13 protein-coding genes are annotated in these 18560 nt (G+C 69.3%); 2 read left to right on the forward strand and 11 right to left on the reverse strand.

The features are described from left to right. Positions 1-8: 8 nt before the first annotated feature. From HUW62_RS22425 to HUW62_RS22435, 3 genes are read right to left on the reverse strand one after another with little or no spacing between them, the layout of a single operon-like run. Positions 9-854 carry a fatty acid desaturase gene (locus tag HUW62_RS22425; protein ID WP_176435569.1) on the reverse strand — a complete coding sequence of 282 codons (846 nt, stop codon included), beginning with the start codon at positions 852-854 and terminating at the stop codon, positions 9-11. After that, entirely contained in the window at positions 851-2287 is a 1437-nt protein-coding gene (locus HUW62_RS22430) for a cytochrome P450 (RefSeq protein WP_176435570.1), read from the reverse strand. The genes HUW62_RS22425 and HUW62_RS22430 overlap by 4 nt, the downstream gene beginning before the upstream one ends. Positions 2288-2307: 20 nt before the next feature. Further along, positions 2308-4335 carry a lipoxygenase family protein gene (locus HUW62_RS22435; protein WP_176435571.1) on the reverse strand — a complete coding sequence of 676 codons (2028 nt, stop codon included), beginning with the start codon at positions 4333-4335 and terminating at the stop codon, positions 2308-2310. A 213-nt stretch (positions 4336-4548) separates the two neighbouring features. Between HUW62_RS22435 and HUW62_RS22440 the strand changes: the two genes are divergently transcribed. Then, complete coding sequence (locus HUW62_RS22440) at positions 4549-6618, forward strand: lipoxygenase family protein (protein WP_255203581.1); 2070 nt, start codon at positions 4549-4551, stop codon at positions 6616-6618. Between the two features lie 37 nt (positions 6619-6655). On the opposite strand, the gene HUW62_RS22445 is transcribed toward HUW62_RS22440, so the two are convergent. The 4 genes from HUW62_RS22445 to HUW62_RS22460 all read right to left on the reverse strand — a co-directional run bounded on the left by HUW62_RS22445 (position 6656) and on the right by HUW62_RS22460 (position 11484). Next, positions 6656-7414, reverse strand: coding sequence for a DUF5953 family protein (locus HUW62_RS22445; RefSeq protein ID WP_176435572.1), 759 nt, complete (start codon positions 7412-7414; stop codon positions 6656-6658). A 1-nt stretch (position 7415) separates the two neighbouring features. Further along, entirely contained in the window at positions 7416-8249 is an 834-nt protein-coding gene (locus tag HUW62_RS22450; RefSeq protein ID WP_368670455.1) for a DUF6310 domain-containing protein, read from the reverse strand. A 221-nt stretch (positions 8250-8470) separates the two neighbouring features. Further along, a complete protein-coding gene (locus HUW62_RS22455; protein ID WP_255203582.1) occupies positions 8471-10441 on the reverse strand; it encodes a 2,3-oxidosqualene cyclase in 1971 nt (656 codons plus the stop codon). Next, a complete protein-coding gene (locus HUW62_RS22460; RefSeq protein ID WP_163867563.1) occupies positions 10438-11484 on the reverse strand; it encodes a squalene/phytoene synthase family protein in 1047 nt (348 codons plus the stop codon). The genes HUW62_RS22455 and HUW62_RS22460 overlap by 4 nt, the downstream gene beginning before the upstream one ends. 62 nt (positions 11485-11546) lie before the next feature. Here HUW62_RS22460 and HUW62_RS22465 point away from each other — a divergent pair, with 62 nt between their 5' ends. Beyond that, positions 11547-12953: an NAD(P)/FAD-dependent oxidoreductase gene (locus HUW62_RS22465; RefSeq protein WP_176435574.1), complete on the forward strand. Its 1407-nt coding sequence runs from the start codon at positions 11547-11549 to the stop codon at positions 12951-12953. Here the strand turns inward: HUW62_RS22465 and HUW62_RS22470 are convergent. The 4 genes from HUW62_RS22470 to HUW62_RS22485 all read right to left on the reverse strand — a co-directional run bounded on the left by HUW62_RS22470 (position 12896) and on the right by HUW62_RS22485 (position 18480). Beyond that, on the reverse strand, positions 12896-14095 hold the full coding sequence (locus HUW62_RS22470) for a glycosyltransferase family 2 protein (protein WP_176435575.1): 1200 nt from the start codon (positions 14093-14095) through the stop codon (positions 12896-12898). The genes HUW62_RS22465 and HUW62_RS22470 overlap by 58 nt on opposite strands. After that, entirely contained in the window at positions 14092-16356 is a 2265-nt protein-coding gene (locus HUW62_RS22475) for an MMPL family transporter (protein ID WP_176435576.1), read from the reverse strand. Before HUW62_RS22475 ends, HUW62_RS22470 begins: the two co-directional genes overlap by 4 nt. Beyond that, positions 16353-17696 (reverse strand): hydroxymethylglutaryl-CoA reductase, degradative, encoded by a 1344-nt coding sequence (locus HUW62_RS22480; protein ID WP_163867567.1) that lies wholly within the window; start codon positions 17694-17696, stop codon positions 16353-16355. The genes HUW62_RS22475 and HUW62_RS22480 overlap by 4 nt, the downstream gene beginning before the upstream one ends. Before the next feature lie 184 nt (positions 17697-17880). Continuing rightward, positions 17881-18480: a DUF998 domain-containing protein gene (locus HUW62_RS22485; RefSeq protein ID WP_163867568.1), complete on the reverse strand. Its 600-nt coding sequence runs from the start codon at positions 18478-18480 to the stop codon at positions 17881-17883. Positions 18481-18560: the final 80 nt, after the last annotated feature.

Here is an 18560-nt window from a genome sequence, read left to right on the forward strand (position 1 = left end):
AGGGCCGCTCACTGGACGATGGCGCCCAGCTCCGTCTCGCCCGGGTCGACCTTCGCTTCCGGGTTGGACCAGACGAAGGGGATGCCCGGCTGGCGGTACAGGGTGTTGGGGATGTCCTTGGCCAACTGCGCGTGCAGCTCCGGGAGCTGGGACCAGTGCACGCCATGCTTCGTGTGGTGGGCGGTGTGGAAGCCCAGGTTGCCGGTCATCAGGTTGTAGCCCCGGTGAACGATGTTGTACGAGGCCTCCGAGTGCTCCGTCGTCTCCAGCCCCGTGTGGTGGAAGTAGGTGGCCCAGACGGTGACGTAGAGCGACGCCACCATGGGGAGCAGGAACACGAAGAGGGCGTTGTACCAGTCGTGCCAGAACAGGACGCCGAGCAGCGCCACGTGGAGCGCGCCCATGGCCAGGAAGATGCGCTGGGCCTTCGGGTGTGAGCGCCCCACGGCGTAGGCCCGGGGGTAGGCCTGCAGCGTGTTGATGACGGAGAACTCGACCTCGCCCATGGTGGACCCGTCATCGCGCTTCCAGCGGGCCTCGTCCTTCTCCTGGTCCAGGTAGTTGCGGTGGTGGCCGACCACGTGGTGGAGGAACCACGCCTGGGACGTCACACCCGTCTGGAAGCCGAAGATGACTTCCAGCAGGCGGTTGGGCAGCGCGTGCCGGAACATGGGCACGTGCTGGTGGTGGTGGTTCCAGGCGCTGATCCACCCCTTGGGAATCACCCAGAAGGCGAGCCAGAGGAGGGGGAGCCACCAGCTTCTCGCCGTGAAGTAGACCGTCAGGTCCAGGGCGAACACCGTGGCGAACAGCAGGACGGGGATGCGGTCTCTGGGATGTCGGAACAATGTCATGCGGATTCCACAGCGGGGGTGGGACGGGCTCCCAGGGGAGGGTAGAGGGTTTGCCGCTCGCGCGGGACAAGCTTCCCAGAGACGCCCTTCGGAAGCACCACGCCGAAGAAGAAACCCTCCTCGAAGGGCTCCGTCGAATCGACGTGGACGCGCACCCGGGCGCCGAGGGTCGCCAGCGCGGTGCGCAGGAACACCATGGCGAAGTCTCCGGCCACGCAGGCCCGAGGGCCCCGGCCGAACGGGAAGAAGTGGCCGCTGCCGAGCGGATTGCTGGCCGCGCCGCCGTTCAGCCAGCGCTCCGGGTCGAACGTCTCCGGGCTGGTCCAATGCGTCGCGTCGCGGTGCAGGTGCTGGTTGGAGATCATCAGCGTGGTCTCCGGCGGCACCATGACGCCCGCGAGCTTCGTCTCGGTGGACGGCGAGCGACGCATCAGGACGCGGACGGCGGGGAGGATTCGCAGGGACTCCAAGGCGACGGCCTCGCCCCAGGGCGCCCCGCGGAGCCGCTCATGGGTCAGCGGCTCCTCCGCCAGCGACGCGGACTCCAGCGCCAGGCGCTCCTCCGCGGCGGGGTACTTCTGGAGCTGGTGGTAGGCGGCGACGAGGGTGGTGCTGGAGGAGAAGACGCCGCCGAAGAAGAACGAGCCGAGCAGGTTCGCATGGACCTGGTCATCCAGCTCCGGCATCTCGCGCAGCGTCCACGACATCAAGTCGACCCGGTGCGCGGCCGGGGCCTGGCGCGCGGCGCGAATCTTGTCCGCGAACAGCCCGTAGAAGCGCTCCCTGGCCGCCGGGAAGCCCTTGGGCACCGAGACGAACTTGAGGGGGAGCTTCGCCTGGATGCGCGCATCCGCGGCGGCGGCCAGCAGCATGAAGTCGTCGTACGCGGACGTGGGGAGCTTCTCGCCCACCGTGGCCACGCAGAACGCATCGAACGTCAGCTTGCGCAGCCCGGGCGTCAGGTCGGGTGAGTGTGTGTGGAGCAGCGCCTCCACCGACTCCGCGATGGCGGCCCGCATCGGCTCCACCTGGGCCTCTCGCCACGCCTGGGTCCACGGCTGCGCCAGCGGGTCCATGCCGTGCTTGCGCTTCCAGTCCTCTCCCTGCTGCGCGGTGAACGGCGTGTCGTCCGTGACGGAGTGGCGGATCTGCTCGCCGATGTTGCCCTTCTCGAACTCCAGCCGGCGCGTCTCCAGCACCTCCTGGATGACGCCGGGGTCGTTGAGCACCAGCGCGGGGGAGGGCCCCAGCCAGGCGACGGTGACGGGGCCGTACTCCCGCGCATAGCGGGCGCACACGTCCCAGGGCTGCACGCCCAGGAAGTCCCCGATGTTGCCCAGGATGCCTGGCGGCGGTCCCGGCAGGCTGGCGAGGGGCTTTCGCCGGCCGCCGAAGAACAGGTTGAACAGACCGCGAGAGAGCAGGTTCGGCACGGTGAAGCCTCCGGTGCTGCTCAGACGGTGATGCCGCAGGGAATCTTGTCGGGCTGCAGGACGGTGTAGGGCACGTCGGCGCGCGCGTTGCGAGCCTTCACCGCCACCAACTGGTCTCGCATGCGCTGGTGGAAGCGTTCGCGCAACGCCAACAGCTCGGGCTCCTGGAAGTACTCCTCGCGCCAGCCGAACTCGTTCAGCAGGTACTCCTCATCCTCCCCGAAGCTGGAGAGCGCCCGGCCGATGGCCACCTGCCAGAGTGTCTGGGACTTGCTGGGAATCATGGCGGTGATATCGCTCGGGCCCAGGACGCTCTTCTGACGGGGCGGCTCCTGGCGCATGCACAAGGGCGCGTTGGGTACGAAGGCGTAGTGCTCGTATTGCAGGTAGTTGACCGCGGCGTGCTGGACGCTGACCGTGAAGAGGACGGTGGCGAGCATGTCGACCAGGTCGTCCACGCGGGAGAGCTCCTGGCAGGGCAGCTTGTCGACGGGCAGGCCGTGCTCGGTGAGGTCCTTCCACCAGCTTTGCATCTCGGCGTCGCCCTCGAGGTCCGCGTCGGTCCGATAGAAGTGCCGGAGCACCCCGCCGATGTACTCCTCGAAAGCATCCCACAAGGGGAGGGCGTCGTCGCGATAGGGGTAGTAGGGCAGGACGTCAGGGGACAGCACGCCCCGGCGCTCGAAGTCCGGCCGAGGCTTGTTGTCCATGAGCTTCCAGCGCTGGTACCCCTTCTTGCCGAGCTGGAGGTGGCCCTTGTCCGGTCCCCCGGTGGCGATGAAGTCATCGAACACCCCGCCCTCGGCGAGCAGGCCCTTGCGTGCTCCCTCGTTGATGGCGAGCGTGTAGCGGAAGTGCCGGCGCAGGAGCTTGTAGACGGGGTGCGGGTCCGGGAGGTTGCGCATCGTCGCCATGACGAAGGGCTCCGCCACGAAGTGGGTGCGCAGCGCGTGGCCCACCATCTGGTGCGTGTTGCCCTCGCTGCAGCGGACGTAGATTTTCGCCGCGAGCCAGTCGTACTCGCCGTCGTTCGGCGTGAAGACCGGGTCCTTCTGGGCGTCGCGACCCAACTGGATGGCGAGCGGGCGGAGCTGGCGGGTGTCGTCCAGGTACAACAGGCAGCGCGACGCGGGGGCCCAGCGCCGCTCCTCGACGCCCTTCTCGTTGACCTTCCGGTACATGGGGATGCCGTCGAGGATTTCGAAGTCGAGCAGGAAGATGCGCTTGCTGTCGAGCGCGAGCGCCAGCGTGGTGCCGGGCGACAAGAGGCCGCGCACCTCGTCATCCGTCAGCGGCATGCCCTCGGGCAGGCTGGGGATGAGGGTGATGTGCAGCGGGTTGATGCCCTGCACGGCCTGCCGCGCGAACTCGTAGTCGTCCTTCCACCGCTGCGAGAGCTGGGGGACCTCCAGGCCCTTGAAGAAGTCGAAGATGTCGACGAGCCCGTTCCACGCGCTGGACAGCATGGGCAGGTGCAGCTTGATGGACGCCAGCGTCTTGGCGATGACGACCTCGTAGCTGCCCTCCGTCAGGCCCCGGTACAGCTCGTCCTTGGGCAGGGGCCGCGTCTCGCTCAAGTCCAGCGCGCCCGGAAGCCCCTCGGTGGCCGAGGCGGCACGCCAGGGATACATCTGCTGACGGTGCTTGAGCAGCTCGCGTCGCGCCATTGACTCGCGCGCGCTGCCCGCCTGTCGTGGAATCTTCGCGGCGCCCTCCAGCACATCCACCGTGGCCCCGCCCCGCACCCACCGGAAGAGCGGAAAGCGCCATTGCCTTCCCTCCGACGTGACGTGGGCCCAATCCAGCAACCAGTCTCCCGCGACGCCCCCCGCGTTGGTGAAGCGCAAGAGGACCAGGTTGCCCAGGTCCATGGACTTCACGGAGTAGATGTCCTCCGCGCCCGCCTCGAAGTCATTGTGGAAGCGCTTGTCCAGCGCGTGCGGCCCGCTCTCCCCTTGCGTGCCCACCAGGGTGACGGAGATGTCTGCATCCGTGCCCGCGCCGAGCTTCGCGCTCGTGCGGATTTTGAGCTTGTACTCGACAGTCATGGAACCCTCTACGGAACGGGGCAGACCGTAGGACGGGGAAAGCGAGGGCTGCAAGCCATGCTACCCTCCCCGCAGACGGATGCAGGCGTCGCTCAGCACACGGAATCAGCGAAGGTTCCAGTGGCCCTGTCATGAGTGAGGGACACCCGTGGAGGTCGGGCTGATGACAGACGGTGGCACTGAAAGGCCCGAGGCCAGGGGCAGGGGACGGGGATGATGTTCGCGGTGCTGCGTCGGTGGATGGGCGCTCTCGGGTTCAAGGGACGCGAGCGTGGCGGGAATGAAGTGCTGGACGCCCAGGAGCTGGCGCGGTGGTACTCGGGCCTGAAGCTGGAGGAGCGGCTGGCCCTGAGTCGTCAGCTCGCACCTCGGGTCCGTGCGGGTCGCACCGTGCGGGACACCTCCACGCTGCCGGCGGTGGTGGTGGGACGTCTGGTTTTCGAGCAGGACGGTCCTGAAGGCCCCATTCCCTTGCATCACATCAAGGTGGAGCTGTGGGACCGGGACTTCGGCGCGCCGGATGATTTTCTGGGGGAGGGTTTCACGGACCCGGAGGGTGGGTTCTCGGTCCGCTACGACCCCGCCGACGCGGGCGTGGGAGACCTGCCCGACTTGGAGGTCCGCTTCTTCGAGCCGCAGCACACCTTCCGTCCGGACGGGCAGGTGGTGGAGACGTGGCGGCGCATCGGCTCCGAGCATGGGCCGGACGACCATGGGGGACTGCACCACGACTTCGGGACGTTGAGGCTGCCGTATTGGGAATACGATTCGACGACGCCGCTGGCCCGCCTGCTCGTGACGGAGGAGGGGACGGCGCCCACGGCCTATGCGCCGGGCCGCGCGCTGGCGATGTTGAAGGCCGTGGCGCCGATAGAACTCGTCAAGCGCGGGCATCTGCTGAAGGGGAAGCTGGGACAGGCCCCCGCGCTGGACAGGATTCAGGCGGACTATCCGGAGGCGCTGACGGTGCGGATGGAGCGCGAGTCGCCCGGCTCCACGCGCACGGACGCCTTCTTCGGAGAGCGGCTGCTCAACGGCATGTTCTCCAGCGTCCTCGACAAGGACCCGGAGGCGCCCGGAGAGGCGAACGCGTTCCGGCTCTACCTCCCGTGGAACGCGTACGAGCAGGACGGCATCCACTGTCTGCCGGATGTGGACGTGCGGCTGCGGCTGGTGGAGGAGCGGCTGTTGCCGGTGCGCATCATCCTGGGTCTGCGCGAGCCGGGTGCGACGGCCCCTGGCTCACCGGTGACGCGGCGGAGCTTCACGCCCGCGGATGGCGCGGGCTGGGAGGCCGCCAAGCGGATGGCGCGGGTGAGCGCGACGCTGGACACCGAGCTGGGCAACCACCTGGGGCAGTGTCACTTCAACGTCGAGCAGTACGCCATCGCCGCGCATCGCAACCTGCGAAAAAGCCCGCTGCGCTGGTTGCTGATGCCGCACCTGCGTGAGGTGGTGCTCATCAACCGCTCGGCCAACGGCTTTCTCGTCGGGCCCACGGGCTACATCACCCGCGCGAGCGCGCTGACGGAGCGGGGCGTGCAGTCGCGGCTCCAGCACCTGTTGGGCAGCTACGACTGGAAGGGCTTCGAGCCCGCGCCGCCCGTCTGCGAGGGACACCGCTACGCGCGCGCGGCGGGGCTGTTCTGGAAGCTGTTGGGCGAGCACGTAGACGCGTTCTTCGCGGAGCACGGCGCGGCGCTGGAGGCCGAGTGGCGCGAGGTGCGGCGCTTCTCGGACGACCTGGTGGCGCACTCCGCGCCGGCCTTCGTGTGTCGCTACCTCCGGGCGATGGTGCCAGGGAAGGCCGCGCCGTGGTTCGTGCGCTCCGAGCGCATGGACCTGGACGCGAAGACGCAAGAGCCCGTGCCCAAGGCGGTCAGCGCGGTGACGTGGACGGACGTCCCCCAGCCCGGGGAGCTGGAGTCGCTCAAGCGCTTGTGTCGCTACGTCATCTACTTCGCGACCTTCCGTCACGCGTGGGCCAACAACCTCCAGTGGGACGACGCGGGCGAGGTGCTGTACGCGTGTCTGGGATTGCGCTGGGGGAAGGGTGGGGCGCTGTCGACGGAGGCGGACCTGGACGTCGCGCCCTCGCCGGAGGAGGCCACGGAGATGCTGTGGATTTCGTGGATGCTGTCCAAGACGAACTACGGCTTCCTGCTGGCGAACGAAGAGGATGACGTGCACCCCCGGTTCGTGGAGCTGCTGCGCGCGCACGCCGCCGAGTTCTCAGCGCTGGGGCTGGATATCAGGACGGTCAGCTCGCGCATCAACATATAGCCGCCGAAAGCTCGCGTTGCCTCGGGGCATGAACGATTCAAGGCAATGAGCGGCCGCCGATTTCAGGGAAGCGCTCATAGGTACGCAGAAGCGTGGCCAGGTGCTCTGGGTTGTCGAGGTCGAGCGGCGCGTTCGTGAGCCGCACGACCCATCCGCCCGATGCCGTGTAACGCGCGCGGGAAAGCAGGTCCGCATCCCGGGCCTGGTCGGGAAACCCGATGGCTCGGGCAGTAGCGGCCGACCAGTAGTTCAGCCATCCGAGGCGATGCGGAATCTCCGGCGAGTGGAGCATCTCGGGGAGTTTGAGTGCGGGCAGCCCACGGGGAGGACGCGGTGGCCCCTCCACTATGGGGCTCGTCTGCTCGGCGATCTCCACCCCCGCCTTGAACGGTGTTGCGTGTCCCCAGAGTGCACCCGCGCCCTCTGCAATGGCCTCAAGGACGTCGGTGGTGGCATCAGGGCCAGCAGTGTCGAGTGGAAGGTCGACATGGACTTCGACGTGCGGTGGGCTTCCCGCTGCAAGCCCGCTCGGGTTCTCCCACGCGGCAATCGTTACAGGATGCTCGTCGTTGTCGTTGCTCAGGAACAGAAAGCCGCTGCTCGTCCTGTTGGCTCTGACCCATGCGTCGCGGTCGGGCAACGCGATGAGGTCCTCCTTTTCAGAGGAGGTCCACTCCAAGCGCAATCCAGGAAGCGCACGCTCCATTCCATGGATGATGGCCAGCGCACGGCCTTCGTCGCCCTGGAAGACAGGTGCGTAGACGATGATGGCGAGTTCATCCTGTCTGGATGTCATTTCAACACCAATCCATGATGACGACATTGAGAGTGGGATCCGCCAGCCTCAGCTCGGCTTTGTGAGCCTCGCTGCGCACTCCAACGAAGAAGTGATATCCACACTCCTTGGCGAGCAGCGCCTCGCGCTGCAGTTCGGCCAGCTTCATCTTGACGAAGAACCTTCGCGAGCGGGGCGACTGTTTCTCGAAATCATCTGTCTTGACCTCCCACAGAGTGCGAGTGGTGAGGACCAGTGCATCGAAGTACTTGCCGTTGATGAGTACATTCAGGCCGGGAAAGTTGTTGCCCGGAACGTTGTTGGCGCATTCGTCATGCGAGTCGTTTCCTCCACGGGGCGGTCCTGGAATGGGCCTGCACTCCGGTCGGCGCTGTCGCCCCAGCGGGTCGGTCGGAATGGGTGGGAACGAATCCTGCCCTGAAGTTTCAGGCTTGGGCGTTCGATTCGGGGAGGAGTCCTCGTGAGGAGTGGGCTTCGTGTTGGCGACGGCTTCTGGCTCGTCGGAGCTGCTCCCCCTCAGTTCATATGCTTCCAATGCCTCCTTGATGGCGACTCCCACCACCACCACGCCCACGACAAGCACCGTGCCCACAACAAGCTCAGGGGCAGCCAGGATACAGAGGCCGATTCCCAGGGTAGCCGTGCCCGCCGAAGCAACGGCGCATCTTCCGGTCCGGTCGTTGAAGCGGACCCGGTCATGGTCGAGGGCGTGAAAACACCGCTCCGCCATAATGGGCCAGGGCTGAGAAGCCTCACGGACGACGCACCGGCCCCCGTCTCTCCACGGGAGCCTGGCCGCGCGCTGGAGGTTGGCGACCCGCGGGTTCGAGGTCACGCGACCTCGTGGTTCTGGTGTCGACGCAGCGCACGCCGAGAGGAAGAGCAGCAGGGCGGTGCAGGCACGGAGACGCATGGTGACGTCCTTTCAGTCGGGCCCGGGCGCCGGGGTCAACTATGTCTGCTGGAGTATGCCAGGACGCGCGAACGACGAGAGCACTCTGACGCCCTGGTGTGGGCGATGAGGTCATCAACCTCGCTCGGCCTGGTGCTGGGGGGCTACGGAGTCAGGCCGCTGAACTCCGGGTGACGGCGCGCGGCCTCCTGGTAGGGCGAGAGCACGCGGTGCTCCTCCCGTCCCGCGAGGGACAGCGCCCACAGAGGGAAGATGCGCAGATAGGTGTCGTAGTGGATGGCGCAGGTGCGACTGAAGACCCCCGCCTCCGGCTCGCGTGGCCACCGGCCATCGGCCCCCTGTCGCGCGCGCAGCCACGCCACTCCTCGGCGAGTGACCTCCGAGTCACCCTCGCCGGCGGCCACGAGTGACAGCAGCGCCCATGACGTCGTCACCGCGTGCCCCGTGGCCCCCTCCACCCAGCGACGCTCACGGCAGCTCTGGATGGTCTCGCTCCAGGCGCCGTCCTCGCGCTGGTGCTCCTCGAGAAAGCGGACCGCCTGGCGCAGCGCCGGGTCTCCAGGCCGGGCGCCACCGGCCACGAGGCCCGTCACCCCGAACCACGTGCCATAGCTGAAGCACACGCCCCACGAGCCCTCCCAGCCTCCGTCAGGCCGCTGCGCGCGGCGCAGGAAGTCCAGGCCGCGCGCGATGGCCTGACCCACCGGAGCTCCGGGCCGGGCCCTTCGCCAGGCGATGAGTGCCTGGACGCAGGCGGATGTGCACTCGACATAGCTGACGTCCACCATGACGCCAGAGAACACGTCGGAGGGATTGAACCGTTCCATCCAGCGGGGGGCTCGTGTGCGCTCGTACGTGGCCCACCCGCCATCGCGATTCTGGAGCGAGAGGATGAACTCCACGGCCTGGGCCAGTCGCTCGCGAGGCACGCGGTTGAGCCCCAGCGGCTCCAACAACAGACACGCCTTCACCGCCTCCGCCGTGCAGTCGCTGATGGGCCAGCCATGGGCGCGCGTGCTGAAGGGCCAGCCCCCTCGGCTCGGATGACGGTGGAAGCGCTCGGGGCGCGGAGAGTCCTCCAGCACCTGCTCTGACTCCAGGAAGCGGCTCGCGCGCGCGAGCGTGGCTCGTGCCTCCTCCTGGCCCGAGGCCACCAGCGCCTGGACCGCGAAGGCGGTGTCCCAGAGCTGCGAGGAGTTGTAGCCATTGACCGTCACGCCCTCCGGAGTGCGCTGGAGGTAGTCCGGCAGGCGCTCCAGGTGGGCGCGCACCTCCGGGCCGTCTGGCCGGGCCAGATGCCACACCACGGTGTTGAGCACCTTGTTGATGGGCCCGATGCAGATGAAGTGCGTGGCCTCGTCCTCGCCGCGAATCTGCGCCAGCGACTCCTCCAGCGCGCGGTCGCGGAGCCGCCTGGAATGCAGCCGCTCGTAGAGCCCGAGCACGCGATTCACCGCCCGCAGCCACGCGCCGCGCGGAGTGTAGACGTCGGTGGCGGCGACCCGGTTGCGTGCGGCCTTCCAGTCCACGTCCGCGTAGGGCAGGGGATACAGCTCGCGGCGCAGCTCGGCCAGCAAGGGCGTCTCGGCGGCGCGCGCACGGCGGCCATAGAGCCAGCCCATGGGCAGGTACACCATGCGGCAGTGGCACCACAGGCGCGACGGATGGAACGGCAGCGCGCGCGGCAGCAGCCACAGCTCCGGCGGCGTGGGCGCGAGCCCGTCGTATTCGTAGAGCCCCAGCAGGGCGAGGACGGCCTTGCCCCAGGAGCCACTGCCCAGCGGTCCGCCCCGAGGCAGGAACCAATCTCGCGCACGGATGAGGCCCGGGTCCTCGGCCTCGACACCGAGCAGCCGCAGCGCCACGTAGTTGAGCACCGTCGTGAAGACGAGGCTCGGTGACTCCACGTCCAGCCCCCAGCCGCCATCCTCGTTCTGATGGGCGCGAGCGTAGGTGACGAGGCCCTCCCGGGTGCGTGCGTCCGGAGCCCGTCCAAGCACATACAGCCCGGCCACGTATACCGGGCTCAAGAAGAGGGGCCCGCTGTAGTCGCCCTTCCAGGAGCCATCCGCCTCCTGGGTCCGGGCAAGCACGTCACGGGCCCGCTGCATCATCTCATCGCCTCGGCCCCCTGGGGCACGCGCGAGCACTCCGCGTAGAACGCCCGGAGCGCCGCATCCGAGGCGACCCGCTCCTGCGTGCGCAGCATCACGTTCAGCACCGCGTCCCGGCCAATCTTCACCGGGGTAGGGTCGAACACCGCGGGATTTCCCTCCACCACGTTGAGCGTCATCACCGCGAAGAAGAGGGGATACAGGCAGAACAGCCGGAGGCCTGGCTCTTCGGGCGGAATCGCCAGCGAGTATTCGAGCGCTTCATCCAGCTCACGGCGCGCCACCGCCACCAGCTCCGTGTGCAGCGCCATCGCCCGGGCGCGATTGCCTGGCAGCGCAAGCGTGGCCGGCTCCAGGCCGTACGCGGCCATCCGGTCCAGCGGCAGCCAGCAGCGTGCGTTGTCCAGGTCCTCGCGCACGTCCTTCAGGATGTTGGCGAGCTGCAACCCCCTGCCAAACGCGACGGCCTTCGGGACGAGCAGGGCCTGTCTCGCTGGAGTGACGAGCGGCGAGTAGTCGATGAAGAGTCCGGTCAGCATCTCGCCCACCACGCCCGCCACGAAGTAGCAGTACGTGAGCGTCGCCTGGAGGTCCGGCAGCCCCAGCACCCGCGCGGCGCGTCCGTGCTGTCGCTGAATCTGACTCATGCCGTCGGTCATGATGCGCATGCAGCGCACGATGTGGGGATGGACCCAGGAGGGAAGCGAGGCCAGGGTCTTCAGCACCGTGGAGATGCCCATGAGGAGCTCCACTTCGGCCTCGGGCGCGGACTCACGCAGCGCCGAGGCGGCCCGGCGGGCAAAGGCCTGGGAGCGTGCCTCCCAGCCCGGCTCCAGCCTCACGAGGCCCATCAGCTCGTCGAACAGCTCCCGCTGGAATGGCAGGCGGGCTTCATCCTCCAGCGTGTCCGCGACGCGGCAGAGCAGGTAGGCCACCGTGACGGCGAGGTCCAGGGGCTCCGGCAGCAGGGGGATGTTCAGCGCGAATGTCCGGGAGACCTTGGGTAGCACCGCTCGGCAGAACGACTCTTCCAGGGCAACCATGGCTTCCTCCACTGCGTCATGTCGTATCCATGACCAGTTCTTGCGTCATGGGGGTGGCTTGCGTGCGCGATGTCGATGTGGTGATTGCGGGAGGCGGCCCCGCGGGCTGCGCCACGGCGGCGGCGCTCGCCGACCTGGGGCTGTCCGTGCTGCTGGTGGACGCGGGCGTGGACCGCCACAAGCAACTCTCTGGAGAGCTGCTTCACCCCGCCGGGGTGCGTGACTTGCGCGGACTCGGCTTCGGTGACGTCGTGGACGCCTGGAAGGCGCGACCCGTGCGTGGCTTCGCGGTCGTCTTCTCCTCCCCCGCGCGCACCGTCCTCCTTCCGTATGGACATGGCGCGACGGGCCTGTCGCTCGAGCACGCCACGCTGACCATCCCCCTGCTGGAAGCAGTGGCCCGGCGACCGGGCGTCACCCTGCTGGCCCGCGCCCGCGTGACGGCCGTGGAGCACAACGACGAGCGCGGCGTCCGACTGCGCTTCTCCCACGAAGGCGTCGACCAGACGGTGCGCGCCCGGCTGCTGGTGGCCGCGGACGGACGCGCGTCGCCCGTGCGGCGCATGCTGGGCATCGCCGAGCACTTCACGCGCATCTCCACCATGCTGGGCCTCACCGTCGACAGCGCCTGCCTGCCGTACCCCGACCATGGCCATCAGTTCGTGGGAGGGCCGCTGTACGCGCTGGCCTATGCCATTGAACCCGGTGTGGCGCGGGTGATGGTGGACCTCCCCCTGGGCAGCACCGCCGACACGCTGAAGGAGCGGCCGGAGCTGCTGCGCACACTTCCTCCCGCGCTGCGGAGCGAGGTCCGTCGCGCACTGGAGCAACCCCCGGCACCACGCATGGCCTCCAATGACGACCGGCTCTCCGCGACGGTGAGGGTGGGGAGCGCCGTGCTGGTGGGCGACGCCGCGTCGTGCTGTCACCCGCTCACCGGCAGCGGCATGGCCTCGTGCTTTCACGATGCGCGCGCGCTCCAGGACGCGCTGCGCCAGCACCCGGAGGATGTTCCTCGAGCGCTGGAGTCCTACGAGCGCGCCCGGCGGCCGGCCCAGCGCACCCGTGTCGCGCTCGCCTCCGCGCTCTACGACGCTTGCTCCGGACAGGACGAGGGCATGCGCGCACTGCGCCAGGGCCTGCTGCACTACTGGGAGCACAGCCCGCGCGGAGCCAGCGCCTCCATGGCCCTGCTCGCGTCCGAGGATTCGCGCATGCGGGTGATGGCGCGTGAGTACCTCTGCGTCGTCGGCCATGCCCTGGTGGGCTTGCGCCCGTCGCGCCGACAGCCGGTGCGCCTCCGGGCCGCCGTGCCGCTGCTGCGCTCGGTCGGGCCGCCCCTGCGAGATGCCGTGGCGAGTACGGTTGAGCAGATGGGGAACTGGTGGCATCGCCGCGTCCGCCGTCCAGTCTACACGCTCGCCCGTTCGGGCAGGGCGTCACCCAGGCGCGCCTTCGCATCCAGTTGATAGTTCCGGCCGCGCCAGTCCACCTCGCGCGACAGCCGCGCCGACAGCGCCACGCCCGCGCCCAGCAGCGGCAGCACCGCGGGCACCCAATAGTGCCGGGGGGAGATGCGCGGCCCGTTGCATTCCCGCTGGAGCCGGAGCTGGCTCCACACGGAGAAGCCGATGGGCAACGACGCCAGGGCCGCGTGTCCCCACTTCCTCTGCGTGGCGGCCGCCACCAGCCCACCCCATGCGAGCCAGCCCATCACCCCGCGCACCCAGTTGGGCCGCGCGAAGTTCCAGGGGAGGCCCGCTTCCGAGAAGAGCACCCAGCGCCGGAAGATGCGCAGGAAGGCGCGCAGCTCCAACTGTCCGGTGACGATGCGCAGGGGCGTGTGGATGACGCGGTTCTTCCACCCCGCCTCATGTAGCCGGCGTCCCAGGTACATGTCATCCACGAACTGACCGGCGGCGCAGCCCACCCCGCCGATGTCCGTGAGCGCCTCCCGGCGGAACACCATCAACTGCCCCATGATGAAGGGCAGGGCACCGTCGGGCCCGGCCGCGCGCGCCACCGACGAGCCGTACCAGGCATTCACCAGCAACCCGTAGCCCACGTCTCCCGCGAGGGGCGCCTCCGCCGCCGCGTAGATGGGAGCGAACGTCGCGCCCGTCCGCTCATCCTCCAGCAGCGCGCTCACCAGCGCGGTGAGCACCCCGGGCGCGGGCCGCGTGTCGGAGTCGCTGAATGCCAGGAGCGTGCCTCGGGCGCGCGCCACGCCCACCTGCATGGCGTTGAGCTTTCCCGTCAGGCCTCGCGGAGGCTCTCCCGCCACGAGCAGCTCCACCCGCTTCGCGCGCGTCGGGTGGGCGCCAAGTTCCTCCCGGGTGACGGCGAACGCGGGGTCCTCCTCGCTGTCGAAGACGAAGAGCACCTCCCACTCGCCCGGATAGTCCAGGTCCAGCAGCGCGCGGACGTTCTGCCGCGCCTCCACGTCCAGTCCCCGGATGGGTCGGATGACCGTCACCGAGGGCGGCTCGAACCTCCTCACGGCCGGGGCCGGGCGCCGTCGCAGGCCCGCCATCAATCCCCGGTGTCCCTGGGCCAGCACGCCGAGCGCCGCCACTCCCGCCGCCACCCACGCCACGTCCCGCGTGTTCATGGCCTCACCTCCGTCCCTTCGTTCGGAACTCGCCGAGCCGGCGGGTGCCTGTGGTGTCCAGGCCCCCACCAGTTCAAGTCTCCCATCAGGCGCATCATCGCGGGGACGATGAGCACCCGGACCAGTGTTGCATCCAGCGCCACCGCGATGGCCATGCCCAGCCCCATCGCCTTCACGACCACCACCGACGCTAGCGCGAACGCGGCGAAGACGGCCACCATGATGGCGGCCGCGCTGGTGATGAGGCCACCCGTCTGCTCCAGCCCCTCCGCCACCGCGTGCGTGTTGTCACCCGTGCGCAGCCACTCCTCGCGGATGCGGCTGAGCAGCAGCACCTCGTAGTCCATGGACAGGCCGAACAAGGCGCAGAACAGCAGGATGGGGAGCGACGGTTCGATGGGGCCTGGCTCGAAGCGCAGGAGCCGGTGCAAGTGTCCTTCTTGAAAAATCCAGACCAGGGCCCCGAACGAGCCCGCCAGCGAGAGCAGGTTCATCAGCAGGGCCTTCAGGGGCAGCACCACGGAGCGCAGGAGCACGAAGAGGACGATGCACGTCATCCCCATCACGAAGCCCACGGCCGCGGGCGTGTGGCGCTTCAAGAAGGCCGTCGCGTCCACGTCCGTGGCGGTCTGCCCTCCCACGAGCAGCTTCCCGTCCCCCACCGAGCGCTCCTCGCGCAGCGTCCGGACCAACGCGCGCGCCTCTTGGCTGCTGGGATGCGCGGACGTCAGGACCTGGAAGACCGCCACGTTGCCCGTGAGGTACGCATCCCGCGCGACGCGCAGCTCCGGAGGCAGCATCGCGGGAGGCGCGGCGGCCATTTGTTGATACGCGGCCTTGTCCATGCCGGGCGAAAGGTCCACCGCGCTCTCCACGCCCACCACGCCGGGCAGCGCCGCCATCCTCCGGCTCGCGTCGAAGAGGGCGGAGGCCCGCTGGGGGGTGAAGGGGTCTCCCGAGGGAAACTCCACCGCCACCAGCACCCGCGTGGCGGCCTCGCGCGGGAACAAGCGGGCCAGCGTCTCCGCGCCCTGTCGGGCCTCCGTGTCGGGAGGCAGCGCGGTGATGTCCGTGGCCGCCAGCTCCAGGCGCCGGAACGGCAGCCCCATGGCCAACAGGAGCGTGAGCGTGGGCAGCAGCACGAGCCAGGGATGCTTCATCACCCACGTGGCCAGCGCGTGCCACATGCCGCTGCGCCCCATGGCGCGTCCGAAGGGCAGCCGTCCCTTGTCCACCCGAGGCCCCAGCCAGGAGAGCAACGCGGGCAGGACGGTGAGCGCGAAGAGCACCGCGAAGGCCACGACGAGCGCGCCGCCCAGGCCCATGGCGCTCAGGTACGAGCCGCGAAAGAAGAGCAGCCCCGCCAGGCCCACCGTGACGGCCAGTCCCGAGAACGCCACCGCGCGCCCCGCGGTGTCCAGGGTGCGCGCCAGGGCCTGCTCCGTCGACAGGCCTCGCGCCAGCTCGCCCCGGAAGCGGCTCACGATGAAGAGCGAATAGTCGATGGCCACGCCCAGCCCGATGAGCGACACCACGTTGAGCGTGTACTGCGCCATGTTGGTGACGCGCGAGAGCAGCAGCACCCCCGCCACGCCACAGAGCACGGCGAGCCCGCCCACCACCAGGGGCAGCATGGCGGCGACCACCGTGCGGAACACCCAGAGCAACACCAGCAGCGCCAGCGGGAAGGAGATGAGCTCCGCGCGCAGCAGGTCATGCTCCAGCAGTTGGTTGAGCGCGGCGAGGAACGCCACCTTGCCCGTCAGCGTCGTGTCGAGCCGTGAATCCTCCAAGGCGGCGCTCACGGCGGGAAACGCGGCGGTGGCCTCTCGCTCTCCGCCCTTCAGTCGCACCAGGGCCAGCAGGTCGTGGCCCGTGCGAGACACGAAGCGGGCGCGGAACTCCGCGGGCGCGTCCACCGGCGACACCACGGACTCGACCTCCGGCAGTCGCCGCACGCGCGCGAGCACCTCCGCCACGGTCCGGGTGAAGCGCGGCTCGTTCGTCGTCCAGGCGTCGTGGTGGAAGATGACCGCCAGCGTCTGGTCCGTCGAGCCGGCGGCGGCGGGCCGGGCCAGTGCCTCCGCGCGCGCGGCCTCGATTCCGTCGATGGTTCCGGTGGTGAGGTGCCCTCCCTGGAGCAGCACCCAGATGGCCAGGGCCAGGAACACGACAGCGCCCCCCAGCACCACGCTCCGGTGCCGATGCACGCCTCGGGCGAGCCGGACGAACAGGGAGGGTGACGCCGTCGCGTCGCTCATGGCGCGGGGGCTTCCTGGAAGGACGCGAGGATTTCGCGCGCCGTGTCGACCTTGACGCTGCCGCGCTCCACCAACAGCCGCGCCACCTTCTCCACGTCCAGGCCCCGGGCGCCCGCGGTCACCGCGACACAGCGCGCATGCAGCGCCATGTGCCCCTTCTGGATGCCCACCGAGCCCAATGCGCGCACCGCCGCGAAGTTCTGCGCCAGCCCCACCGCCGCGAACACCATGGCCAGCTCGCGCACGGTGTCGACGCGCATGAGCTTGAGCCCGAGCTGCGCGCCGGGGTGCACCTTGATGGGCCCGCCCACCATGCCCAGCGCCAGCGGCAGCTCGATGCGGCCCACCAGGTGCCCCTGCTCCAACGTCCAGCGGGACAGCGGCCCGTAGCGTCCCTTCCGGCAGGCATACGCGTGCGCGCCCGCCTCGATGGCCCGCCAGTCCTGGCCCGTGGCGATGGCCACCGCGTCGATTCCATTCATCACGCCCTTGTTGTGCGTGGCCGCGCGGTAGGGGTCCGCCTCCGCGAAGCGGCTCGCCTGGAGGATGCCCTCGGCGATGTCCTCGCCGGGCAGGCCGAAGTCCGCCAGCGCCGCCAGGGGAATGCGGCAGGAGGCCCGAGCCAGTCGCTGGTCGGCGAGGTTGGACAGGATGCGCACGAAGACGCGTCCCCCGGTGAGCTGCTCGATGAGCGGCGCGACGCCCTCCACCATGGTGTTGATGAGGTTGGCGCCCATGGCTTCCTGCGTGTCCACCAGCAGGTGGACGATGAAGACGGGCTCCCCCTGGGGCCCCTCTGGCGCGGGGAGGATGCGCACCTGGACGTCGCGCGCGCCGCCGCCTCGCCGCTCGAGCGCGGGGTGGAAGCTGTTGGCGAGGGCGAGGAGCTGCTCCCTGCTCGCCAGCAGCCGCGAGCGGGCGACCTCTGGCTTGCCGTACCGGGTGAGCTGCACCTGGCCAATCATCATCGACGCGTCCGCGTCCGCGGTGAACCCGCCGGCCCCACGCACCACCTTCGCCGCGAAGGACACCGCGGCCACGACGGAGGGCTCCTCCACGGCCATGGGCACCAGGTGGTCACGTCCGTTGACGGTGAGGTTCAACCCCAGGCCCAGCGGCAGGGCGAACACGCCCACCGCGTTTTCGATCATCTGGTTGACGACGTCGAAGGTCGGCGCGCCCAGCGCCCTGAGCACCCGCAGCTCCTCTGGTGAGACATCTCCGCGCAGGGCCAGTTCCCGCCAGCGCTCCTCCACGCTGCGGCGGTGGAACCCTGGCAGGCGAGAGGACAGTGTGCCCGGTTGGACTTGCGGCAATCCCTCGTCCACCACTTCCGACATAGACGCCCCCCATTGCTCTGCCCGTCAATCACCATGGGAACTGGTGACGACCGACGGAGTTGGGCAGGGGCCCTGGGGCTTTCGGTCCGCGTGAGGTCCAGGAGCGGACGGCGTGGACCGCGTCCGTGGACACCAGGAACATTTCGTCGCGTGCCCGCCCCTCCCTGGAGTGCGAAGGTCGTGCTCAGTGGACGAGCATCAGCCAGGCGCCCACCAGCAGCATCCATCCGAACACGAGCGCCTCCACCGTTCGTTGAATCAGCCCGCGCACGGGGGACTCGAAGGACAGTACGACCATGCCCAGGAGGACGAGCTTGCCCACCGCGCCCGTCAGCGTGGAGAGGGACGCCAGCGCGGGCAGGTCCTCGAACACGCGCTGCAGCTCGATGAGGCCGCCGCCCGCGCCGAAGTAGCCCAGTCCGGCGACCAGGTTGTGCATCTGGTTCTTCCAGGTCCCCCAGAACGGCGCACCCTCGTCGCAGGGGAACACCGCCGCGCCCACGTAGCTGACGCCCAAGAGCGACAGCAGCACCAGCCCGGTGATGAACTCTCCGTCAGGCGCGAGCTGTGAGTTCAGCACGGCGGCGAAGCCCATCACCGCGAGCCCCGCGGGCGCGAAGCCGAGCCACGCCACCCGCGTCGCCTCGGGGGCCCCCGGCGCGCCCAGTTCGCTGAGGGTGTGGCGCAGGTGGCTGTATCCGGGACGACGTCGCGCGAACCACCACGGCGGCACGGTGGCGAGCGTCGTGGCGAGCAGCGCCGTGAGGAAGACCTGGTGGCCCATGAATCTATTCCAAGGGGGTGGGGGGCCCGGTGAAAGCGGATTCGAGCGGGGCCCCCCACCCCCTTGGAATAGATTCATGG

The organism is Myxococcus sp. AM011 (assembly GCF_013372595.1).
Classification (GTDB): Bacteria; Myxococcota; Myxococcia; order Myxococcales; family Myxococcaceae; genus Myxococcus; species Myxococcus eversor.

Excerpts from the sequence above, each read along its gene's own strand:
- HUW62_RS22455 (WP_255203582.1), bottom strand. The coding sequence starts at position 10,441 with ATGATGCAGCGGGCCCGTGACGTGCTTGCCCGGACCCAGGAGGCGGAT.
- HUW62_RS22445 (WP_176435572.1), bottom strand. The coding sequence starts at position 7,414 with ATGACATCCAGACAGGATGAACTCGCCATCATCGTCTACGCACCTGTC.
- HUW62_RS22440 (WP_255203581.1), top strand. The coding sequence starts at position 4,549 with ATGATGTTCGCGGTGCTGCGTCGGTGGATGGGCGCTCTCGGGTTCAAG.
- HUW62_RS22425 (WP_176435569.1), bottom strand. The coding sequence starts at position 854 with ATGACATTGTTCCGACATCCCAGAGACCGCATCCCCGTCCTGCTGTTC.
- HUW62_RS22480 (WP_163867567.1), bottom strand. The coding sequence starts at position 17,696 with ATGTCGGAAGTGGTGGACGAGGGATTGCCGCAAGTCCAACCGGGCACA.
- HUW62_RS22485 (WP_163867568.1), bottom strand. The coding sequence starts at position 18,480 with ATGGGCCACCAGGTCTTCCTCACGGCGCTGCTCGCCACGACGCTCGCC.
- HUW62_RS22435 (WP_176435571.1), bottom strand. The coding sequence starts at position 4,335 with ATGACTGTCGAGTACAAGCTCAAAATCCGCACGAGCGCGAAGCTCGGC.
- HUW62_RS22475 (WP_176435576.1), bottom strand. The coding sequence starts at position 16,356 with ATGAGCGACGCGACGGCGTCACCCTCCCTGTTCGTCCGGCTCGCCCGA.
- HUW62_RS22470 (WP_176435575.1), bottom strand. The coding sequence starts at position 14,095 with ATGAACACGCGGGACGTGGCGTGGGTGGCGGCGGGAGTGGCGGCGCTC.
- HUW62_RS22460 (WP_163867563.1), bottom strand. The coding sequence starts at position 11,484 with ATGGTTGCCCTGGAAGAGTCGTTCTGCCGAGCGGTGCTACCCAAGGTC.